Annotated in this window: 15 protein-coding genes and 2 pseudogenes; 7 read left to right on the top strand and 10 right to left on the bottom strand. The window is 60.2% G+C overall.

The features are described from left to right. Positions 1 to 3: 3 nt before the first annotated feature. From H1204_RS48035 to H1204_RS48020, 4 genes are read right to left on the bottom strand one after another with little or no spacing between them, the layout of a single operon-like run. Positions 4 to 951, bottom strand: a complete 948-nt coding sequence (locus tag H1204_RS48035) for an acetaldehyde dehydrogenase (acetylating) (protein WP_180736830.1) — start codon at positions 949 to 951, stop codon at positions 4 to 6. Between the two features lie 17 nt (positions 952 to 968). Next, positions 969 to 1,757, bottom strand: a complete 789-nt coding sequence (gene mhpD / locus H1204_RS48030) for a 2-keto-4-pentenoate hydratase (RefSeq protein WP_180736829.1) — start codon at positions 1,755 to 1,757, stop codon at positions 969 to 971. 4 nt (positions 1,758 to 1,761) lie between these two features. After that, complete coding sequence (locus H1204_RS48025) at positions 1,762 to 2,715, bottom strand: 3-carboxyethylcatechol 2,3-dioxygenase (RefSeq protein ID WP_180736828.1); 954 nt, start codon at positions 2,713 to 2,715, stop codon at positions 1,762 to 1,764. Position 2,716: 1 nt separating this feature from the next. Beyond that, a complete protein-coding gene (locus H1204_RS48020; protein WP_180736827.1) occupies positions 2,717 to 4,567 on the bottom strand; it encodes a bifunctional 3-(3-hydroxy-phenyl)propionate/3-hydroxycinnamic acid hydroxylase in 1,851 nt (616 codons plus the stop codon). Positions 4,568 to 4,741: 174 nt separating this feature from the next. Here H1204_RS48020 and H1204_RS48015 point away from each other — a divergent pair, with 174 nt between their 5' ends. Continuing rightward, positions 4,742 to 5,554: a DNA-binding transcriptional regulator gene (locus tag H1204_RS48015; protein WP_180736826.1), complete on the top strand. Its 813-nt coding sequence runs from the start codon at positions 4,742 to 4,744 to the stop codon at positions 5,552 to 5,554. A 616-nt stretch (positions 5,555 to 6,170) separates the two neighbouring features. Here H1204_RS48015 and H1204_RS48010 read toward each other — a convergent pair. Together H1204_RS48010 and H1204_RS48005 are read right to left on the bottom strand one after the other, a co-directional pair. Then, the gene (locus H1204_RS48010) at positions 6,171 to 6,995 is read right to left on the bottom strand and encodes a hypothetical protein (RefSeq protein WP_180736825.1); all 825 of its coding nucleotides are present in this window, start codon (positions 6,993 to 6,995) and stop codon (positions 6,171 to 6,173) included. Positions 6,996 to 7,727: 732 nt separating this feature from the next. Next, the gene (locus H1204_RS48005) at positions 7,728 to 8,843 is read right to left on the bottom strand and encodes a BamA/TamA family outer membrane protein (RefSeq protein ID WP_243469201.1); all 1,116 of its coding nucleotides are present in this window, start codon (positions 8,841 to 8,843) and stop codon (positions 7,728 to 7,730) included. A 705-nt stretch (positions 8,844 to 9,548) separates the two neighbouring features. Between H1204_RS48005 and H1204_RS48000 the strand changes: the two genes are divergently transcribed. The 3 genes and pseudogenes from H1204_RS48000 (at position 9,549) to potE (ending at position 13,553) form a co-directional block, all read left to right on the top strand. Beyond that, entirely contained in the window at positions 9,549 to 11,708 is a 2,160-nt protein-coding gene (locus tag H1204_RS48000) for an ornithine decarboxylase (RefSeq protein WP_180736823.1), read from the top strand. 18 nt (positions 11,709 to 11,726) lie between these two features. After that, a pseudogene (locus H1204_RS47995) lies at positions 11,727 to 11,981 on the top strand (arginine decarboxylase); the annotation flags it as partial. Positions 11,982 to 12,200: 219 nt separating this feature from the next. Continuing rightward, on the top strand, positions 12,201 to 13,553 hold the full coding sequence (gene potE / locus H1204_RS47990) for a putrescine-ornithine antiporter (protein WP_180736822.1): 1,353 nt from the start codon (positions 12,201 to 12,203) through the stop codon (positions 13,551 to 13,553). A gap of 420 nt (positions 13,554 to 13,973) precedes the next feature. Here the strand turns inward: potE and H1204_RS47985 are convergent, their stop codons facing one another. Beyond that, positions 13,974 to 14,576, bottom strand: coding sequence for an ATP-dependent Clp protease proteolytic subunit (locus tag H1204_RS47985; RefSeq protein WP_243469200.1), 603 nt, complete (start codon positions 14,574 to 14,576; stop codon positions 13,974 to 13,976). On the opposite strand from H1204_RS47985, the gene H1204_RS47980 reads away from it, so the two are divergent. Next, complete coding sequence (locus H1204_RS47980; RefSeq protein WP_346015817.1) at positions 14,566 to 15,288, top strand: plasmid partitioning protein RepB C-terminal domain-containing protein; 723 nt, start codon at positions 14,566 to 14,568, stop codon at positions 15,286 to 15,288. The two genes, H1204_RS47985 and H1204_RS47980, sit on opposite strands and share 11 nt — an antisense overlap. 223 nt (positions 15,289 to 15,511) lie before the next feature. On the opposite strand, the gene H1204_RS47975 is transcribed toward H1204_RS47980, so the two are convergent. Together H1204_RS47975 and H1204_RS47970 are read right to left on the bottom strand one after the other, a co-directional pair. Beyond that, positions 15,512 to 16,441, bottom strand: a complete 930-nt coding sequence (locus H1204_RS47975) for a DUF2950 domain-containing protein (RefSeq protein ID WP_180736819.1) — start codon at positions 16,439 to 16,441, stop codon at positions 15,512 to 15,514. Between the two features lie 14 nt (positions 16,442 to 16,455). Next, complete coding sequence (locus tag H1204_RS47970) at positions 16,456 to 17,838, bottom strand: DUF3300 domain-containing protein (RefSeq protein ID WP_180736818.1); 1,383 nt, start codon at positions 17,836 to 17,838, stop codon at positions 16,456 to 16,458. A 715-nt stretch (positions 17,839 to 18,553) separates the two neighbouring features. Between H1204_RS47970 and H1204_RS47965 the strand changes: the two genes are divergently transcribed. Then, a complete protein-coding gene (locus H1204_RS47965) occupies positions 18,554 to 18,754 on the top strand; it encodes a hypothetical protein (protein ID WP_180736817.1) in 201 nt (66 codons plus the stop codon). Positions 18,755 to 18,882: 128 nt separating this feature from the next. Next, positions 18,883 to 19,398: a universal stress protein gene (locus H1204_RS47960; protein WP_346015816.1), complete on the top strand. Its 516-nt coding sequence runs from the start codon at positions 18,883 to 18,885 to the stop codon at positions 19,396 to 19,398. 446 nt (positions 19,399 to 19,844) lie between these two features. Here the strand turns inward: H1204_RS47960 and H1204_RS47955 are convergent. After that, positions 19,845 to 20,078, bottom strand: a pseudogene (locus H1204_RS47955) (potassium-transporting ATPase subunit C); the annotation flags it as partial. Positions 20,079 to 21,526: the final 1,448 nt, after the last annotated feature.

Here is a 21,526-nt window from a genome sequence, read left to right as displayed (position 1 = left end):
GCTTCAGGCGTTCACGAGCGACGCGGCCATGCGCTCGGCCGTCGCCAGCGCGGCGGAAGTCATGATGTCGAGATTGCCCGCGTAGGCCGGCAGATAGTGCGCAGCGCCTTCCACTTCGATGAAGATCGAGATCTTGAGTCCGCTGAAACGGCCGAGGCCGGGAATGTGCAGCGGCGTAGCGGCGGGAATGTCGTCGAACTGCACGGACTGCTTGAGCCGATAGCCGGGCACATAGGCCTGCACGGCCGCCGCCATCCGTTCGACCGACGCTTCGATCTGCGCGCGGTCCGCCGCTTCGGACAGCACATAGACCGTGTCGCGCATCATGAGCGGCGGCTCGGCCGGATTGAGCACGATGATCGCCTTGCCTCTCGCCGCGCCGCCGACCGCTTCGATCGCCTTCGACGTGGTCTCCGTGAACTCGTCGATGTTGGCGCGCGTACCCGGTCCCGCCGACTTGCTGCTGATCGACGCGACGATCTCCGCGTAATGCACCTTCGCGACGCGCGATACGGCCGCGACCATCGGGATCGTGGCCTGTCCGCCGCACGTGACCATGTTCACGTTCGGTGCATCGAGATGCGCGTCGAGGTTCACCACCGGCACGCAGTACGGGCCGATCGCGGCGGGCGTCAGATCGATCACGCGGATGCCGGGCTTGAGCTTGCGCAGGAACGCGTCGTTCTTCACGTGCGCGCCGGCGGACGTCGCATCGAACACGAAGTCGATCTCGTCGAACACGGGTAGGCGCGTGAGGCCTTCCACGCCTTCATGGGTCGTCGCCACGCCGAGCTTCGCGGCGCGCGCGAGGCCGTCCGACGCGGGGTCGATGCCGACCATCGCCGCGACTTCGAGATGCCGGCTGCGCCGCATGATCTTGATCATCAGGTCCGTTCCGATATTGCCGGACCCGATGATCGCGGCCTTGCATTTTGGGTTGTCTGTTGCCATGTGGATGTCTCCGTCTGTCATTCGCTGAAACGGGCGCGCACGCTGCCGAGCCCTTCGATATCTGCAGTAAAGGTGCCGGCCGCATTCACCGCGACCATCGGGCCGAGCGCGCCCGTCAGCACGATGTCGCCCGCGCGCAGCGGCGTGCCGAGCTGAACCATGCGGTCCGCGAGCCACGCGGCCGCGTTGAGCGGATTGCCGAGGCATGCCGCGCCGTTGCCGCGCGACAAGACTTCACCGTCCTGCGTGAGCGTCATCGCGCAGGCGTTGAGGTCGATGTCGCGCAGCAGGACAGGGCGGCTGCCGAGCACGAACAGCGCGCTCGACGCGTTGTCCGCGACGGTGTCGAAAAAGCGGATGTCCCACTCGCGAATGCGGCTGTCGACGACCTCGATCGCGGCCACCGCGTACGCGGTCGCGCCGATCAGATCCGCGAAGGTGTGTTTTTCGACCGTCAGATCGCGTTCGAGCACGAGCGCGATCTCCGCTTCGACCTTCGGCTGGATCAGCGAGGCGAGCGGCATCGGCTGGCTGTCGCCGTACGCCATCGACGCGAACAGCGCGCCGAAGTCCGGCTGATCCACGCCGAGCTGCTTCTGCACTGCGGGCGACGTCAGCCCGATCTTCCTGCCGACGATGCGCTCGCCATTCGCCGCGCGCACATCGTTGTTGATCTGCTGGATCGCGTAGGCGAGCGTCGCGTCGCCATCGGGACACGTATCGCGCAAGGGCGCGATCGTCGTACGCGAGGACTGCGCTTCACGCAGGCGCGCGGCCATCGACTGGATGCTGTCATCATTCGACATGGTTCTATCTCCTGGAAAGGGTCCGTTCGTGCGCGTGCATCGCGCCGAAGCCCGCGATCCATTCGGGAATCGCGCGGTAGTAATCGATCGATGCCGCATAAGGGCCGCTCGCCGCGAGCGCACCGAATGCCGCGACCCATGTGCGGATCTCGTGCGCGGACTTGCCCGCATCGCGCGTGATCGCCTCGTTCGTGAGGCCATCGGCGGCGGCGAGCTCGCCGCGTTCGAGCAGTTCGAGAAACGCGCGGTCCCACGCCGGGTTGAGCGGATGCAGCCGGCTGTCGCCCGCCGCGAACGCTTTCGCCGCCGCGACGGTGCGCGACTGCCGCGCATCACGCGATTCCGGCGACGGGTTGCGCCCCGCGATCAGCCGTTCCGCGACGACATCGTCCGCGCCGGCGATTTCCGGCACCGGCGGCTCATGCGAAATGCCGCCCGAGCCGATCAGCAGCACGCGCCGGTTCATGCGCGCGACGGCACGGCCGATCGCATCGCCGAGCAGTCGGGCGCGGCGGCACGACGCCATCGGCGGCGCGACCGAGTTGATGAAGACGGGCACCACCGGATAGCGGTCGATGCCGCCCGTGAGCACGTCGAGTGCCTGTGCGCAGCCATGATCGACCTGCATGCAATACGACACGGCGACATCGATATCGCTCGCGAGCGCGGCATCGGCGAGCGCGAGCGCCGAATCCCGCGCGACGGGCAAGGGACCGGCCGCGCTGTTGAAATCGCCGATGGCCGTCGCGCTCACACCGATACAGAACTGCGGCATCACGTCGTAGAAGAAGCCGTTGTAGTGGTCCGGCGCGAATACGATCACCAACTCCGGATCGAACGCCTCGACGCGCTCGCGCGCCGCGCGCTGAATCCGCTCCACTTCCGCGACGATTTCCGGCGCGGGATCGAAATAGCCGTGCAAAGGCGTGTGCGACATGCATTCGAGATGGATCGGCATGTCAGGCTTCCACCATGTCGGCAGCGTGCGCGTACGTCGCGTCGTTTGTCTCGGCCGCGTCCAATGTCATGGCAAGCGCCAGCTTTTGCCCGAGCTGCGCAACGCAATCCGATACGCATTGCGGCGAGCACATGCCGGCCACGAAGCGGTCCGGCCGCAGCAGCACGACCGATTCCGGCACGCGCGCGAACCATTCGCGCAGGCGTGAATCGACGTCGCCGATGGCGATCACGTCTTCGGGCACGTCGTCGTGGAACGCGAGCTGCGGGTCGGGCTTCGCGATCACGAAGCATCCGCCGAGCGCGCGCCAGATGCGGCGCGCCTCGGGCGTCAGGCCGAAGGTCGGGTCCGCGCCCCAGCCGACGATCGCGAAGCGGTTGCCGATCGCGTCGTCGAGCCGGACGATGCCGCCGTCCGCGAGACGCACGCGCGGCTGAATAAACATGCGGCCCACGGGCGTGCCCGCCTGCGCATCACGGCCATGCACCACGCGCCCGATCAGCGATTCGCGCTTCTCGCTCAACAGGCCGACGAGGCGTCCGAACGCGCCGTGCCCGCGCTTCGCGATCATGCGTGCGAGCAGGCCGTCGCGCCGCTCGCGCCGCGTCGACAGCACGACGCCCTCTTCGTAGCGCGGCATCGGCTTGAAGCGCATCTCGACGAAATAGCGCTTCATGGAGGGCAGCACGTTGAAGCTGCGCACGAACGCGTCGCGCACTTTCGATCCAAAGAAGCTCGTCGGCGCGAAGATATCTCCGGCGACTTCGGAAAGGTGGATCATCGAGCGCGCGTGGGCACGCCGTTCCATCGTGTAGGTATCGAGCAGCGCATCCTGCGCCGTGCCCTTCACGACCATCGCGAGCTTCCAGCCGAGGTTGCTCGCGTCGCGAATGCCGCTGTTATAGCCCTGACCCTGCCATACCGGCATGATGTGCGCCGCGTCCCCCGCGAGCAGGACGCGCTTCACGCGGAACGTGCTCGCGAGCCGCGCGTTGTGCGTATAGACCCGCTGACGGATGTAGTCGACCTTGCCCGGATCGGCGACCACGCCACGCACCAGCGCTTCCATGTTCTCCGGCTTCGAGAGTTCCTCCTCCGTCTCGCCGGGCATCACCATGAACTCGAAGCGCCGGATGCCGTGCGGCAGTGCCGCCGACACGTAGGGACGCTGCGCATCGCAATGCAGATAGACATGCGGCGAGCCGATCGGATCGTTGCGCACGTCGATCACGATCCATTGATTCGGCTTCGTGCGGCCTTCGAACGGCACGTCGAGCGTGCGGCGCACGAAGCTGTTGCCACCGTCCGCGCCGACCATGTACGCGGCGCGGATCGTCGTCTTCGCGCAGTGCGCGTCGGCTGCCTCGATCGTCACGCCGCGCTCGTCCTGCGCGAAGCCGTCGACGCTATGGCCGAGCAGCGTGTGCACATGCGGAAAGCGAGCGAGACCGCGATACAGGATCTGATCGGCGAGCGGCTGGATGAACGCATTGCGGCGCGGCCAGCCGAACTCGTCGGTGCGCGGCTCGATCGACGCGAAGCATTTCCCTTTCAGCGTGAACCGCATCCAGTGATTCGGCGTGGTGTGCGGCAGCAGCTCGTCGACGAGCCCGACCGACTGGAAGACGCGCAGCGCTTCGTCGTCGAGCCCGATGGCGCGCGGATAGTCGATGATCTGCGCGAGCTTCTCGATCACGACGACGCGCACGCCCTGCAGGCCGAGGATGTTCGCGATCATCAGCCCGACCGGGCCCGCGCCGATGATGGCGACATCGGCCTCGATCGAGTGATGTGTCGTTTCGCGAGGATGAGCGCGGCCGTTGCCGGCCGCCGGTTCAAAGGCGGGGCGCATGCTTGTCTCCTGGATGGGCTTGTCCGATGTGCTGAACGAGCGGCGCCTGCCTCTTGCATGGCTCTCACTCGTTCAAATTGTGAGTGCAGTCTATGGGCGGCAGAAAGCCCCCTCAACAAAATCTCTGAAATGTGCATAGAATGCACATTGTTGAATTAACAGGGATTTTCTGGCGTGACGACCTATACGAACGTACGCGGACTGGCGCGCGGCCTTCAGGTATTGCGGGCGCTGAACGCGATGGAAGGCGGACGCGCGACAAGCCAGCAGATTGCCGACTTGACCGGCCTGCATCGCACGACGGTGCGCCGTCTGCTCGAAACGCTGATGGAGGAAGGGTTCGTGCGCCGCAGCACGTCTGACGACAGTTTTCGTCTGACCCTCGCTGTGCGTTCGTTGAGCGAGGGCTTCACCGATACCGAGCGCATCGCGACCGTGGCGCCGCCGATCATGGGGCAGCTCTTGCAGCGCGTCGCGTGGCCATCCGATCTGACCACGCCCGACGGGGACGCGATGATCATCCGCGAGACGACGCATCGCTTCAGCCAGTTGTCGTTTCATCGCGCGATGGTCGGGCGGCGTTTGCCGATCATGCTGACGGCGGCGGGCCGCGCCTACTTCGCGATGTGCCCCGACGAGGAGCGCGAAGACATCCTCGAATTACTACGCTCCGGCGCGGGCGGCGAAGAGCAGCAGGCACTCGCGAAGAACGATGCGCTCGTGCGCAAGCTGATCCGGCGCGTGCGCGAGGATGGTTTCGGATCGAATCACGGAGACTGGACCGCGCAGGCGAAGATCGGTGCGGTGGCGGTCGCGATCAGCGTGGACGAGCGCGTGCTCGCGAGCCTCAATGTCGTCTTCCTGTCGCGTGCCGTGAGCCTCGCAGATGCCACGCGCCGCTATGTACCCGAGTTGCAAAAAGCGGCGATAGAAATTGCCGCAGCATTGAAGCAAGAACCAGCAACTCATCCCCTTCCATCGGTGTAAGCGAATCCGAAGCAGCCATCGATGTGTTTTCGCCAAGACCCGTTCGGTGGCTCCCAGAATAGCGCCGTCACCCCGACGACGGGAATAAATGGACACCTAATGGCTGCAACTGCCGACTGGACTCCGACGTGGTCGGCCGGGTACGCCACCCTTGTCAGACGTTCGATACTCGACCGTCTGAATGTCTTGAACCAGAGTCGAACGGTCACGCGAATGACCATCCGTCGGCCGCAGCGGATGACTGAGATTGGCCGACTGTACTCATTCACGGAAGTCGCCCGAAAGCAGCCGTTGAAGATTTCAACGGCTGCCCTACGGTACCTTCATTGAACGGGTGCTCTTGTCAGCGTTGTTCGATGCCTGCCCGCACGCGTCATCGTGCACTCACAGGGCAGCGGACACGGGCAGGCATCGAACAACGCTTAACAAAAACGGTCTTTGGCCGTTCCGCCTCTAATGTCCGTTGGTCAGTTGCAAGCTGCCTGTCGATGCAGCAGTAGCCACGGAATTGCTTCTTGCGATGACCGTCGCTGGGAGTGGCTTCAAAAACCGGCTGGCTGCGATGGAACACGAGGCCATACGCCAAAGAGAGTCCCCAGATCGTTCTGAATCGAACCTAGAATCGAAACGTTACGCTCAAGGCTGGCCCCTTAAAACGTAGCGATTGAACGAGTTGATCGCCGGAACCGTAGAACGCGAGATAGCGATATGACAGGGTGACGTCTCCCCACTTCATCGCGTACGCGATACCCGACATTGCCTGCCACGTAAAGTCTGATGTGCCGGTGCCCAAATCGAGGTAGAACGGAACGTACCATCTGCCGTCGTCAGTCAGCGACACACGACCGCGCACGCCCGCAAAACCGTCATAGATATCCGCGTTCTGCGACACGTGAATTTCCGGGTTGAAATTCGGTCCTGGGCCTCCAATAGTAGCGTGAAGCGACGCGTCGAGCGAACTACGTACGGCAAGATAGCGGATGCCGGTAACCGCATCGAGTGTCACCCGCGACAACTGTACGATCGTGTAGCCGCCACCCAACTGAACCAGTCCACCCTTGAAGCTGGTTTCGCCGCTGCCCTCTGACTGGCGCTGGAGAACACCACTGCCCTTTGTCTGCACGGACGTGGAGTGACTTCCGAAGTCCAGAAAGATTGCGTCGGCGAAGATGCTCCAGTTGCCCTTACGCGCTTCGCCCTGCAGCATCGCGGCGAATCGGAGGTTCTGCCAATAGTTATACGGACCGGTCGATGCATCGGCTTCGCCGTTGCCCGGCAACGAAAAACGTAGCGACCCGTCGACGCTCGGCAACCAGATATAAGGCGTCACCGCGAATTGCCATTGAGTACTGGCGTTCACAAAAGGAGGCGCATCCGCCCACGACGGCGAACTTATGAATGGGGCGCTCAAAAGCGCGGCTTGAAGCAGACGACTGGACATAACAAGCCTCAATACGTCGATTGACCTGCAAGCCCACTTCATTCTTTCAACGCAGGCGTGAACATGAAGTTCCCGGAAATGGTCCTTGCCCGCATGTAAGCCATCGAACCTCCGGAAGAGACTCGCGGCTATATCATGTCGGGGCGTGCAGACCACAGTCAAGGTCAGATGCAATCCGCTAGTGCCCTTCTGCTCGGAAACCTGTTGGTCACGAATGGCTGTTCGCGGATCGATGCTGTTGAAGTCGCTGCGCGGCGTTTCCAATCCGCTTGTAAAAAATCAACCTCTCAGATCGGCCACAAACCGCTCGCGAATATCGGTCAAGGGTGAGGACCCCTGAAAACCACACGCGAAAGACAGTCAGCGATTTTTTCAACAGGATCGGATGTGCGGCAGTCGTTCATTGACACAACATGATACGCCGTTCGGGGTCGGCTACGGTCCGACGTGCGATGGGCGGCATGGGAATTCATGCGTGCGAGGCATCGGGCAGGGTTCGGCTCAGAAGCGGCCATTCGATTCGCAACGTTGATGTCCCGATTCGGCGATTGCTGACGTTTCAGCGCCGTCCCTATTGACGCAGCTACAGGTAGGTTGCCTGCCGTCCGGACCATCGCTGTTGCGAATAACAGTCCGTAGCCTCATGGATGCAAGTGCCGGTCGCTAAATCGAGCAGAGCTAGGGAAGTTGGCTTCTGAACCGATCAGTCCACCGTGTGTTCGGCTCGCGGGCTCACCGCCACGCACTGCCGACCTGTATGTAAAACGCATTCTGGTCCTTGCTGTGTGCGACATCGATACCAATGGACACCCCCAGCTTGCGTGCGATCAGGTAACGGAACCCAGCGCCGACACTTGTTACGTTCTGTGCTTGGGAAAAGCTTTCTAGCCGTCCATATGCCTTACCAAGGCCTGTGAAGCTGAGTAGCGACCAGCGTGGCGTCACGTCCCAGCGCAACTCCACTTCCGTCGAGATGGCATTGCGGTCTTGGTATCGTCCCTTCTGAACCCCGCGCAGATCCACATACGGCTGCGCGTAGAATGGAATGTCCCCCGTCGAGAACTTCGTGTCGACGCGTAGGCCCAAAATCAGCGCATGTGTGAGCGGAATCCATTTAAAGCCGCGTGCGGCGTAGACGTCGTAGTTCTGGGTCCCGCCGAAGCCGCTTCGGGCGAACTGCGCCTCAAATTCGGCGAAGCTGCCGGAGGCCGGATAAAAAACGTTGTCGCGCGAATCGTAGTCCAGAATGAGGCTGCCGGCGCCGATGCGCTGGTTCCGCTCGAAGTTGGAAATGCTGGCCGGCACGTTGCCGCCTGTGAAACTGGACGTTGAGTCGAAGAATACATACCGCACACCTCCATACCAGCGGCTGTGCCCGAACCGCACCAGGAACTGCTGAAGAAGCGCATCACCCATCAGGGTATAGGCGCGGGGCTGACTCGTCAGTCCGAAGTAGTCGAGGTGAGCATCGACCTTTGCGACCGCACCGAGGTAACGATACCGGTCGTCTTCCCATGTGTGAAAGTGGGCGGCTGCTGCGGCCCAGGTGCCGTTCTGTGTGTAGATGCCCCCGAGCGCCGTGACGTTCGGCGGAGTCCGGTTGCGCTCATCGCCTGTTGAATTTGCCGCCTCCTTCGCGACCGGCCCGGAGAAGAACAGTAGGCCGAGACCAACGCCATAGCCCACGGCCGGCTCAGTGATCACGATGGGTACGGGCAGCGCCCCCTTGTGCTTGAGCAGGAAATCGCTCATGTCCAGTTGCCCGTCTGTCTGATCAATGAAGCTGAGCGGTTCTTTCTCCTCGCCATGCACGGCAACGCACGGCGCTGCGATTATCGCAATGATCACGGCGGTCACTCTTGCGAATGTTGGACGACTGTGCATTGTCATTGCCCTAGTGCAATTGCGCGGCGTCCCGTTAGTGGCAGCGCCCAACCGGTAGTGCGTTAAAGACCGTCCCCGACATATTACTGTCGCCGACTGATAGACGGTCAAACTTAACGTGGCGCATGGCTGTTGATACCTGGAAAGCTGATGTGGGCTTGGGGAGTCCGGACGTGCCGGGCATCGGGCAAAGATCGGCCAAAAAACGTCCTTCACTGTCAGTTCGATGAATGGCTGTTGACGAGCGACGCGTTGCCATTTGGCGATGCGAGGGCGATCCACAATTTGTCAGGCGGGCCGCCTTTATATCGAAGCACTGAATAGGGCAAGGTCGCATGTTCGACGACCATCTCGCCCGCGATCCCTTACGTTTGCCATGCCAGTGCCCCGCAGGGAAGTCGCGGTCGGCACATGAAAATAATCATTTACTGAATGCGATGTGTTCTGCGGGCTGAATAGGACCAAAGTCCAATACCGATATCCGCACAAGGCCGTCTAATCTGTTATTCGGGTACGAGCATTTGATTGCGGATTTCCGGAGTCGCCTTCGAAAATCAGTTACTAACCCCGGGCCATGCGCACCGCCGCAGTCTCTCGAGCGGAGAGGCGCGCCTGTGTGTGTTGACTCAGCGACCCCCGGAGCGATTCACACATCCGTTCGGAGATACGATGAAAAAGCTAAATGTAGCCATATCACCATCGCTCGCCGAGTGTTTCATTTTTGACTATGAAACAGTGAATGTTCATGGAACGGACTTCACGAATGTCGCCGCAGTGGTAGCAACCGCTGGCGAAGCGCCGGCAGTTCTCATGAAGATCCACGATACGGGTTTCAACATCCCCTTTTTCCTTGCGCTAAACCCTGGTGAGGGTATTCCCGGCGGCATCGTGGCTCAACTGAGCGGTGTTTTTGAAATTGGTCGAGGCAATCGACACTACTACGGCAAGCAGATCGCTACGGCTGCTGAGAAATATACGGAAGGGCTCTTCCCACCTTTTTTCAAGATGTTGGCGGACTATGTGAAGCGCGGTTACGTAGCGTTCGATTGCCCAGGACATCAAGGTGGTCAGTTTTTTTCGCGTCATCCGTTAGGCCGACAGTTCTTTGATTTCTACGGCGAGACCCTGTTCCGTTCGGATCTGTGCAATGCCGACGTCAAGCTTGGCGATCTGCTCATCCACGAAGGGCCTGCCGCCGACGCACAAAAGAATGCTGCGCGTATCTACAACGCCGACAAGACCTACTTCGTACTGAATGGAACATCGACTTCCAACAAGGTTGTGACGAGTGCGACGCTGGCAAAGGACGATCTCGTACTCTTCGACCGCAACAACCATAAATCGAATCATCTGGGCGCGATGGTCCTCTCAGGGGCCATCCCTATCTACCTGGAGACCGCGCGCAACGGTTACGGATTCATCGGCGGGATCGACTCACATTGCTTTGACGAAGCATATTTACGCGAGGCGATCCGTGAGGTTGCGCCGGAACGGGCTGACGAGACGCGGCCTCTGCGCCTTGCGATCATTCAACTCGGCACCTACGACGGGACAATCTATAACGCACAGCAGGTCATTCGGCGAATTGGTCACCTGTGCGATTACATTCTGTTCGACTCGGCATGGGTGGGATACGAGCAGTTCATACCGATGATGCAGGCGAGTTCGCCCTTGCTTCTCGAACTGGGCGAGAACGATCCTGGCATCTTTGTGACGCAGTCCGTGCACAAGCAGCAGGCGGGCTTTTCGCAGACGTCCCAGATTCACAAGAAGGACCGGCACATCAAGGGGCAAAAGCGATACATCAGTCACAAGCGACTGAACAACGCATACATGATGCACGCTTCCACCAGCCCGTTTTATCCACTCTTCGCCGCACTCGACGTAAATGCGCAAATGCACGCGGGCGCGGCTGGCAGAAAGCTTTGGCGCGACTGCGTGCATACCGGCGTCGAGGCGCGTAAGTTAATACTGCGCTCATGCAAATACATCAAGCCCTTTATTCCGCAGATGGTGGATGGACGCCCATGGGACGACTATCCGACAGAAATGATCGTCGATGATCTTCGCTTCTTCAAGTTCAATCCGAAGGATCCGTGGCACGCCTTCGAGGGCTACGCGGAGGATCAGTACTTCGTCGATCCGTGCAAGCTGCTGCTCACGACGCCCGGCATCGACATGCTAACAGGAGAGTACGGTCCATATGGCATCCCCGCGTCGATCCTCGCGAATTATCTGCGTGAAAACGGCTTGATCCCTGAGAAGGCTGACCTCAATTCGATCTTGTTCCTGCTCACACCTTCGGAAAACCTGGCCAAACTCCAGCATCTGATTTCTTACATCTGCCGGTTCGAAAAGCACATCGACAACGACAGCCCGATGCGAGACGTATTGCCGTCCATCTACGAGCGGTATCACGACTATTACGAGGGCAAGACAATTCGCGGGCTCTGCCGCCAGATGCACGATTTCTACAAGAGCCACGACATGAAGCGTCTGCAAAAGGAAATGTTTCGCAAGGTGCATTTTCCCACGCAAGCCATGTCGCCCGCGCAAGCAAATACAGAACTCGTTCGCAACAACGTTGAGTTGATTTCGCTCGCCGACATTGAGGGGAGGATCGCTGCAGAAGGCGCTCTACCTTATCCACCCGGTGTGTTGTGCGTGGTACCCGGCGAGGTTTGGGGCGGTCCAGCCCTGAAGTATTTTCGGGCACTTGAAGAAGGCATCAACAGCTTGCCTGGCTTCGAGCCCGAGATTCAGGGCGTCTATTTGCAAGTTGGTCCCGATGGGAAAAAGCATGCGTACGGACACGTTGTCACCAGGTAGCCGTTCAACGACTGTCGCCTGGTACGAGGCGAAGTCGAACAGGTGACGCTCGATGATCTGGCAGAGCGTGCTGTCGCGACGGGTGTGGTCCCTTATCCGCCCGGCATTCCGTTGCTGATGCCTGGTGAAAATGCTGGACCTGCCGATGGTCCAATACTCGGTTATCTGAAAGCGCTCGAAGCCTATGACCTGCGCTTCCCTGGATTTACTCACGACACTCATGGTGTTGAGGTCGAGGAAGGCGTGTACCACGTCTATTGTTTGACGCAATGAAGACAAGCCAGCAACTCTGCTAGACGTGACTCAAGGCCGGGTACAGAAATCAGTAACCGGGGAAGTGTCACTGTGTTTGTTTGAGGGCGAGCCGTATTGATTCGCGAGACGTACGAGAAGACCCTGGCTCGTTACGCCAACGACTGGTCGGGCTTCGTGCGGTCGACAGTCCCGTACCGTCGCAAATGCAGATTGATTTCTCCTTGCTAAGAGGTTGACATGAGCGCGTCGAGAAACAAAATGAATGTATGGCAACTGACCATCCTGACGGCCGTGAACATGATGGGCTCGGGGATCATCCTTCTGCCCGCCAAGCTTGCCGAGGTCGGCACGATTTCCATATTCTCATGGGTGATCACTGCCGGTGGGTCCCTCGCTCTCGCTTATGCGTTCGCCCGATGCGGCATGCTTAGCCGCAAACCAGGCGGTATGGGCGGCTACGCGGAATATGCGTTCGGCAAGGGCGGCAATTACATGGCGAACTACACGTACGGGCTTTCGCTCGTCATCGCCAACGTGGCGATCGCCATCACTGCGGTTGGCTACGGCAAGGTCCTTTTCAATGCAACGCTGACGCCACTGCAAAACTGCCTGTGGACCATATTCCTGCTAGTCATCACAACCGTGGCCAATTTTTGGGGCTCCCGGATTACCGGCCGCATCAGCACCGTGACGGTATGGGGCGTCATTATCCCCGTCGTTCTGGTCTCGGTCCTAGGCTGGTTCTGGTTCAAAGGCAGTACCTGGATCGCGGCGTGGAACCCGCACAGTCAGGCGTTCATACCGGCGGTCGGCGGTTCGATTTCGATTACGCTGTGGGCGTTTCTCGGGCTCGAATCGGCTTGCGCGAATGCCGATGCCGTAGAAAATCCTGAGCGCGATGTACCGATCGCCGTGCTCGCCGGTACGATCGGTTGTGCGATCATCTACATCACCTCAACTAATGTCATTTCCGGCATTATTCCCAATGCCGAGCTCGCGAAATCGAGTGCACCCTTCGGCCTTGCGTTCGCCACGATGTTCAGCCCGGCAATTGGCAGCGTCGTGACCGCGCTGATGGTGATTGCATGCATCGGCTCTCTACTGGGCTGGCAGTTCACCGTGGCACAGGTGTACAAAAGCTCGGCCGACGTCGGCTATTTCCTTCCCGTCTTCAAGATCGCGACAAAATCCGGCACGCCGATCGTATGCATGGTGATCCTGCTGGCCGTGCAGGTCGGGCTGTCGCTGATGACAATCAGTCCACAATTGAGCAGCCAATTCCAGAAAGTGGTGGACCTCGCCGTCGTGACCAATCTCGTGCCTTACGTGATGTCAATGGCCGCGCTCATCACCATTCAGAAAGTCTCCGCCGTCCCGCCAGGTCGCGCAATGATGACTGGCGCCGTGGCAATGATTGCGACAATCTACAGCTTTTACGCGCTCATCAGTTCAGGCACGCAGGCCTTGATGCTCGGCGGCCTTTGCATTTTCGCCGGCTGGACGATCTTCGGCTTTGTTAGTGCGCCAAGGTTTTACACGGTGGACGTGCAAGAACACGCAGCCGAGTCGGGGAAATCGTTGCAGGCCTGAGCCACACCTCTCACGCGGCTCCGAGGATTTCCGCGCCAACGGAAATCCTCGGTATGTCAGGTGTTTGCTGGATCCGTTCCCGTGCGACGCGACTATTCTGATCATCGCCGATCGCGGCACTTGCCTTTTATGTATTTTGTCTTCGGGTTGGCGATTTTGACGATGCGACATATGGTCCGGCCGCTCGACCTCGCATCTGTGCATCGATCGAGCATGTCAGGTTTGCCACTATCGCCCGCCCCCGGCGCCACCTGGACCATCGTGCTGTCGATCTCCGCGCCACGGCTGGCAATGTAGGCACATGCGGGCTCTATATCAGCAAACACTGCTTCGAGCTGACCACCCTCAACGAGACGCACCTTCTAGAGCTGACGCATTCACGTCCGTTTCTGTGAAATCGCGCTGTGTCAAGATCGTATGCTAGCGCGTAAAGATCTGATGTTGAGTGCCCGCTTCCCTCCAACTTTGCGTCAGCGAAGTCTTCGTTTCGTATCGGGTTTCGAGCAGACCGGGCTTGCATAGTCCCGGCAGCGACTTGCAAGCGATGTCGCGCCCGACCCATGCCATGTTTTGTGCACCATAGCGTTTGACGAAACGATTGATGGCGACCTGGCTTATCCCTCTTTGCATTGCATTTGCAGCGATTATTTCGTTGCAAAGCGAGTCCTCGACGTAGCTTCTCCCATGGCGCTGGTAGCAGCTGTGAAAACCGAGCATCCCGGTACCGACGATGCTTCGGCGTTCCCCCGACGCGAACAGGATCGAAGCGCAAGCGGACGCGCACGTCGCGTTATCAGGGACGACGGTGTAGACGCGCACCTTGTCCATCGCGTCGACGACCCGAAAGGCGGCCTCGACGTTACCTCCCGGACTACTCAAAACGAGGACGACGAGTGCTTCGTCATCGCGGTCGGCCATTTTGGCAAACGCCTTGAACTTCTCAGCATCGCCATCCTGGATCCTCCCTTCGGCGATCACAATTTTGCGCTGGACTTGTGGTTGGGCGTAAATCTTGAAATCCATCGCCGGTGCCATTCCGGGAAATAAAATCGCAGTGAGGCAAACGCATGAGAACAACCACCGAGCGGAGCGTTGTGCTCGCGTGTCCTTTGGCGGCGGATGCTCAATGCTGCCCATGCACTTTTCCTCGGTAATGGGGGACTTTGACTTTCATGCATGTTTCCGGTTAGGTGCACCTAAGGCTGGCGTGCGTCTTCCGTTCGGCCGGACGATAGCTTCAGCATCCATGTCCAACGTCAGTCCTTTGCAGAGCCGCTTCACGATCCAGCCATGCGCCGCCATGGCGCCGCATCCAGCAGCATCTCGCGATAGCGGTCGGATTGAACTGCTGTCCGTGACTGCCGCGGACGAGCGATCACGCAAATATACTTTGCTTGACGGCCACCTACGGCTCGTTGCTCTCCGGGAACTTGGGCAAGTGAAGGTCATGTGTCTGGTCGCTACCGATGACGAGGCATATACATACAACAACAGGCTTAACCGGCTTGCGTCCGTCCAGGAACATTTAATGATTCGAAGGGCGATCGAGCGTGGCATACCGCCCCTGCGGCTTGCCAAGGCGCTCGATGTGAAAATCGACCAGATCGCCGCCAAGATAACGCTGCTCGACGGACCGTGTCCCGAGGCGATTGCGCTTCTGAAGGACCAGCAATTTTCGCCGTCGCTTACGCATACCTCTAAAGATGAAACCCACTCGTCAGGTCGAATGTGTTGAGTTGATGCTTGCGGCGAACAGCATCACGGCATCGTATGCACCCGCGCTCCTATGTTCGAAGAACCTGTCCGCTCGCGCGGTGCCCAGCGGCAGCGGAACGCGGCCGCGCCAAGATGCCCGCCGCCGCCAAATTGCTCGGCCATTACCGACACATCCACGCCCTCGGCCGCGCGCAGGCTCACGGACAGAACACGCATGGCAGGGCCCTGGACGCTAGCCTGCATTACTGAAGATCGGCATCGGGCACTTTGCTCCAGCCGGGGCCCGGGTCAAACGACTTCGTGTCCTCAGCCTTGGCGGCACTCTCCGGCCCAAGGTCGCGCTGATAGACCTGTCCGGCGTGGCTCACCATGAAACTTTTGATCCCCGTGTCGCCGTATTTCACCGGCCATGCAATGACGGCAAACCCGCCGAAGAGCTTGTCCCGCACAACGTAGTCATAGGCACCGCCGGGCGCGTGGGATCCTTGTGACTCGAGCAGATTGTAGTGGTACCCGTAGTAGCCCGCATTCTTCGCGTTGCGCGAACTGGCATCAACGAAGGCATCACCTAGCGGACTTGGAGTGCCATCCGGCCCAGTAGGCCAGTACAAACCATCATGCTTGCCGGGCGAACTAACCATCCTTGATGCATAGGCAAGGACACCCTCGCCATCGTGATTAGTCTGCGCGTACTCGCGCTGCGCATCGTAGATTGCGAGCATCGTCTGAATGACGGCCAGTTCGTTGCGTCCGATGCGCCGCAATCGCATTTCTTCAGCGCCGGCGCTGGTATCGAAGTGCCAACCTTTACTGCTCTTCACGAGTGGTATCGGGAACGTCCAGCCGTTGTCGCCCACGACGATGTGCGCGCGCCCCTTAACCGTCGGCCCGATAGTGTGGGACCTTGCCCATTCCGCGACAAACGTATCTCGCAGCTCGCCACCAACCGGTGGTATCAGATCACGGAAGTCGTTGCCGAAGATCTTGCGCAACGCGTCCTCGCGGTCTTTCACGACAGCGTCTCCAAAGGCGTTCATCGCCGCTTCCGGCGAACTGAAGTTCATTTGAGCGTGCACCGCTGGCGCCATCGCGACCGACAGGACGGCTGCGGCCGCAAGGTTCGCGAGTGTGGGCGTCAGCCACTGCTGGAAGACGCATGAACGGAAAGCCATGATTCCCCCTCTCCTTAGCGCCGGCCGCCGCGGAATCCACCGCCGCCACGCATGCCTCCACCACCGGAGGGCCGGTTAACGCCTGAACCCCGCATGCTCGAGCTGCCTCTGTCGAAGTTGCGTTGCGTGGTGCGGCCGCTCGTGCCCACGCCGTTGAAAGCGTTGTCGCGTCCGCCGCTGTAACCGCCCCGGCGATCGCCACTGCTGACACGATTCACGTCACCTCCTGCGCGATTCGACGCGCCCCGGTTCGCGCCAGCAGAACGGTCTGCCGTCGCTGCGCGATTGCCTGCCCCTGCCCGGTCATTGGTGCCGGGACGGTTACCCGCGTCGCCTCGGCCGCGATACTGGTCACGTGTGCTGGCACGCGGCGACTGCCCGGCGAATTTATCGCGCGTGGCATTGTCGCGATAGGCGACGCCCTGGCGATGGCTCGCATCATGCTGCCAGCGACCGCCTTGCCCCTGGACCTTGCTGCGATCAAAGTTGCGGTTGATGTTTGCGGCCTTGTCGACGTTGATGTTGACGTCGCCTCCACCCCAACACGAGTTGCAGTCGCTGAAGATTGCACCGGCGGCAGCTATGCCAATGCCAAAGGCGAAGCCCGTCGCGAGCGCTGCGCCTGGATAGTAACCGGGGTAATAGGCGGGATACGGCGGCCAGTAGTAAGGCGGATAGGCTGGATAGCTCCACGCGCCATACACGACAGTCGGATCATAGGCGGGCACATAGATCACCTGCGGGTTCGCGGGCTCGATCTTCACGATGGTCTGCGCGCTGCCAGCAGGTGCCTGTTCGACGATCACGTTCTGCTGTTCGTTCGACTTGAGGTTGCCCGACTCCTTCGCGTGTGCCCGCAAGCGCTGCACAGCGGCGAAGACGTCCTTTTGCTGCGCAAGAAAGGCGTCGCCGAGCTTCTGGGTCCAGTCGATCTTGTCATTCATCGGCTCAAGTATCTGCGGGAATGCCACCAGCGATTTCACACTCGTGTCCCACGGCTGGTTCTCTACGGCCTTCACGGCGGCGTCGCCCTTGACATTCGGATTCGCTTTCACCCAACGCGCAGCGTGTACGATCTCCAGCGGATAGGTCGACGCCATCAATACCTGCGCCAGCACGGAGTCCGGGTAAAGTGCGATTGGCGCAACGAGGGCTTCGATCTCCTCTGGCTTGAATGGCGCTGGGCCCGACGCCGCCGGGCCTGATGGTGCGGGGCCCGATGGCGCGGTGTTCAATGACGCCGGGCCCGATTGAGCCGGGCTAGGCGCAGTGCTCAATGACGCGGGGCCTGATGGCGGGGGACTCGCCGGACCGTGGTCCGCGCACGAGGGGATGGCGGCCGGCAGAACCAGCCATAACAAGTAGGCTCTAGCCCATCGGGCCTTCCAATTGATCATGGCCACTCCGTCCGGCAGGTTCCTGTCGCAGACAACGAGGCGTCCCTGCCGGTCATAGAAGTCGCTGGTGCCTGCGTGCCTGGCTGCCCGGATGATCCGGGCGTCGACTCGGGAAGCAAAGAGTCTGGGGGGAACTCAATCGCAAGTCTCTCCCATCCGACTCCGAACCAGTCACCAGTCGTGGGTTCCTTACCGCGGATAAGGAACATCAGAAAAACGCAGGCAACAATGATATGTAGCCAGAACGCAGCCCGCTCGAATCCCTCGAAGTCATGTCTCACGTCGAGTCTCGAACTACCGGTGAAAAACCGACAGTTTCCAGCCTATACGCGTTGAATTGGATGTTGTATTGGACTTTGGTCCAATGAGTCGCTGGAGGCGGGACGCTTGCTGGCTGTTACGAAATGGCTGAGCGGGAATATGCGCCGCGCCAAAAGTCTTGCAGCCCGGCGCATCTTGCCGACAATGGCCAGTCGCATCCTCCAGACAAACGACGCCACGCGCGGGTTGCCGACGACCAGGCTATCGAGGGCCTCCCAGCGTTGCAGAGTGTGCACACGCAATTAAGCGTTCATTGGCGACGCTGCGTAGCTTACATACATCTTACAATCATCGTTATGATCGACACAGCACCTCAACCGGATCTTCGACGATTTTCAGGCACATAGAACCACACAGGATCGGGGCGAGACTCACCACTCGTATGGAGGCAGCAATGCTCAAACATCGCGACGAAACGCATCTGGACATGGTAATCAGTCGGACTCACGGGAAGGCATCGCAAGTGGAATTGGTATTGATCATGGAGGAGCGGCTGGTAAATCAGAAAACCGGAGCCCCTCGACTCAAACGCGCGGCCGGCCGGGACCAATCATGCGTTGCACTCGAAGCCGTTCAACAACAATCGGAACAATGATGTCGTTCGCCCCGGGACCTGACCGGAGCAAAGTTCCTTACTGGATTTCACCAACTGACGTAATGTGAAGTGAAGTCAGGCCGACGCTTCGGCAATCGGCTGGTCGCGCCCGACCCGACGACTTCCGCATGTTGCCTGTCGATGGGATATCAAGGACGCTGACATTGGAGATGTGTGCGATGTACAGGACCATTCTTGTTGCCGTCGACGGAAGCGGGTCGTCTAGACTGGCGCTCAGGGAAGCCGTGTGCCTCGCCGCCTCGGCCCATGGCGTCGTGCATGCAGTTCACGTCGTGCATGATGCACCCATTTTCTCGCACCCCGAACGTGATCTCACTGAATTCGTGGACGCCATGCGAAGGGAAGGAAGATCGGCGCTCGTTGAAGCGGCGCAGGCCTGCGCCGCGGCTGGCGTGGAGTGTCACGCCGAGCTGCTTGAACCCGCCGCCTTGTCGGACGATGTCGCCTCCATTGTCGAGTGCCAGGCGGATCGGCTTCATGCGGACCTCGTTGTAATGGGTACGCACGGGCGCAGGGGCGTGAGACGTCTGGTGCTCGGCAGTGTCGCGGAACGTTTCCTGCGACTTTCGAAGCGTCCTGTACTACTGATGCGTGACGACGAGAGTCAACAAGCCGCAACTTGAAATTGAAGCGTCATTTTCGCTCGCTCCGTCCGCCGCCGCGAGCCCACCCGACTCGACCGTGTCGATCATGCGGTCCTACACGCTGATTCAGTATCTGCCCAATCGGGCAGAACCAGATCCGTCTGCTTCTATCTCGTGCCGGGCGTGACGGAAATGGCAATGGCTTCGGTATAAACCCCCTCGACGTGATCCCCCCTTTCGGATATTTTTCAGTCGGTCGGGATTTTCGACGTTGATGTCAACGTCGCTGCCTGCACGACCTTTTAACGCAATGCTTCTCGCCTTGGGATCAACGGACACGACGTCCGCCATGACTGTCACCGCGCGGCCGATGGTGCCGCTTGGCTTCGCCCCGGAAGCCGTACGCTCCTAGATCAGGCGTTGTGTGCTGGAACGCGCCCCCCGCTTTTGCAAGACTCACCGATATCGCTTTTCGCTGCCGCTGCCGCTGCCGCTGCCGGCGAAATATCCGGGTCGAGGCCACTGCCCGACGACGTGACAAGATCGACCGGTACGGGCGTCGTGTTCGACGGGTCTGCGTCGTGCAGCGCGGCGAGACGCCCCTTGACCTCATCGGCGAGCGCCGGGTTGGTCGGTCCCAGGTTCGAGCCGCCCAAGCCTTGAGCGTTATACGGGTTCGGCGTCGTGGCAGACAGCCGGCCCCGGAAGTAGCGCCGAGCGGGCGATACTTCACGCCCTTCAATGCGAGCGGGATCAGCGCCACGATGATCAGCCGGACGTAGTCATTGTCGCCGCGCAGGTCAAGCCTTTCGAGAAACTCTCGGATACCCTCCAGGTAGCGCAAGCCGGCCCCCTAAGCGAGATCTTCCGGGTGGCACATGTGAACAATTGCGTTTGCATACGTGCATCTAGCGAGGCAACGGCGCGGCATAGCTGCGCCTTGCTCACGTGCGACTCATCAGCCCCTCGCCGGAAGCTGCCACTCTCGGCAGCTAGCATGAAGACGCGCATCACGTCGACCTGATCCATGAATCGCATCCGCTCCGGCTTGGCTGTTGAGCTGGGCATTCGCATGTCCCTGATGCATCGATTTATAGAAAACGCATCTCGCTGCCACGTAAAGGTAAGCGTTACCGACATTCGCAGAATCCAGGGTGTTTTTGCAGGAAATGGGACTTTGGTCCAATATGCCGAAGTGCGCGCCCGCGATATGTTTCGCCGTAGGTACATTTATTCGGGATCGAAAATGCGCACCAGGTCATGGGCGGTGGCGGCTCACGTAATGGAGTGGTCGCGCGCCTGGGCGGTAGCAGGCTTCATATCGCCGCGCGGGTACATCCTGCGAAGCCGGTCCAAGGGCACACGGCCCGTATGCCGGGCAGAGGACGGTCTGTCAATATGCCGCGGACACAGCCATGAAACGGACGAAGGACTGGGACGTCGTTGATAGACGTGAATCGATCAGGCAATCGGCTTATGAGATCGCCCGCAGCGGCCTGTTCGAAGGATGGCAAGAGGTATGGCGTGCGCTGCGCCTACGGTTCACCGTTGAGCAGTTATCGACGATTTTCGAAAGCCCTCTTTGCCGAATCGATATCGACCAAAGGTGTTATCGGGCGCGAAATCCATCGGACGGCAAAACGGAGTGGGCAGACGACCTGACCGCCATGAGAGGCAGGACATCCACGCCTCGAAAACCAACGAAGGCCTCGCCTCGGGACCGGACCCCGCGTATGTTTGGCCTACTCCCGCAGCGCATCGTCGCACTCCTAGCGGATGGAAGCGAACTTACCGCGATAGAACTGGCCGAACGGCTGGACAAGAGTCGGAATGATGTGCTCATTGCCAAACGCGGAATGCTTGCCGATGACACACTGCAGGTCACACGGTACATTGCGTCGGCGCACGGTGGCCGTGGAGCGCGTGTTTTTGCATGCACAAACACGCCCGCCGCCCGGTCAGAAACTCCTGAATCATTCACGTCATGGCCACCAGCAGATCCCGTTTTAACAACCGCTATTCACGCCATTGTGCGTCTCAGGTAGCGAGCCGTTCCTTTGTTGTCGAACCCGTGTTTTTGCAACAGACCCAGAAGCTGCACTGCATGGAGCGAAAGGGTTCGCGATCGATCGGCAATTGGGTGATCGGCATCTATCGCTCGCGCCGG

The sequence above is a fragment of the Paraburkholderia sp. PGU19 genome (assembly GCF_013426915.1).
Taxonomy (GTDB): domain Bacteria; phylum Pseudomonadota; class Gammaproteobacteria; order Burkholderiales; family Burkholderiaceae; genus Paraburkholderia.
Note: the sequence above shows the minus strand (reverse complement) of the source record. Positions and strands in the feature narration are given on the sequence as shown.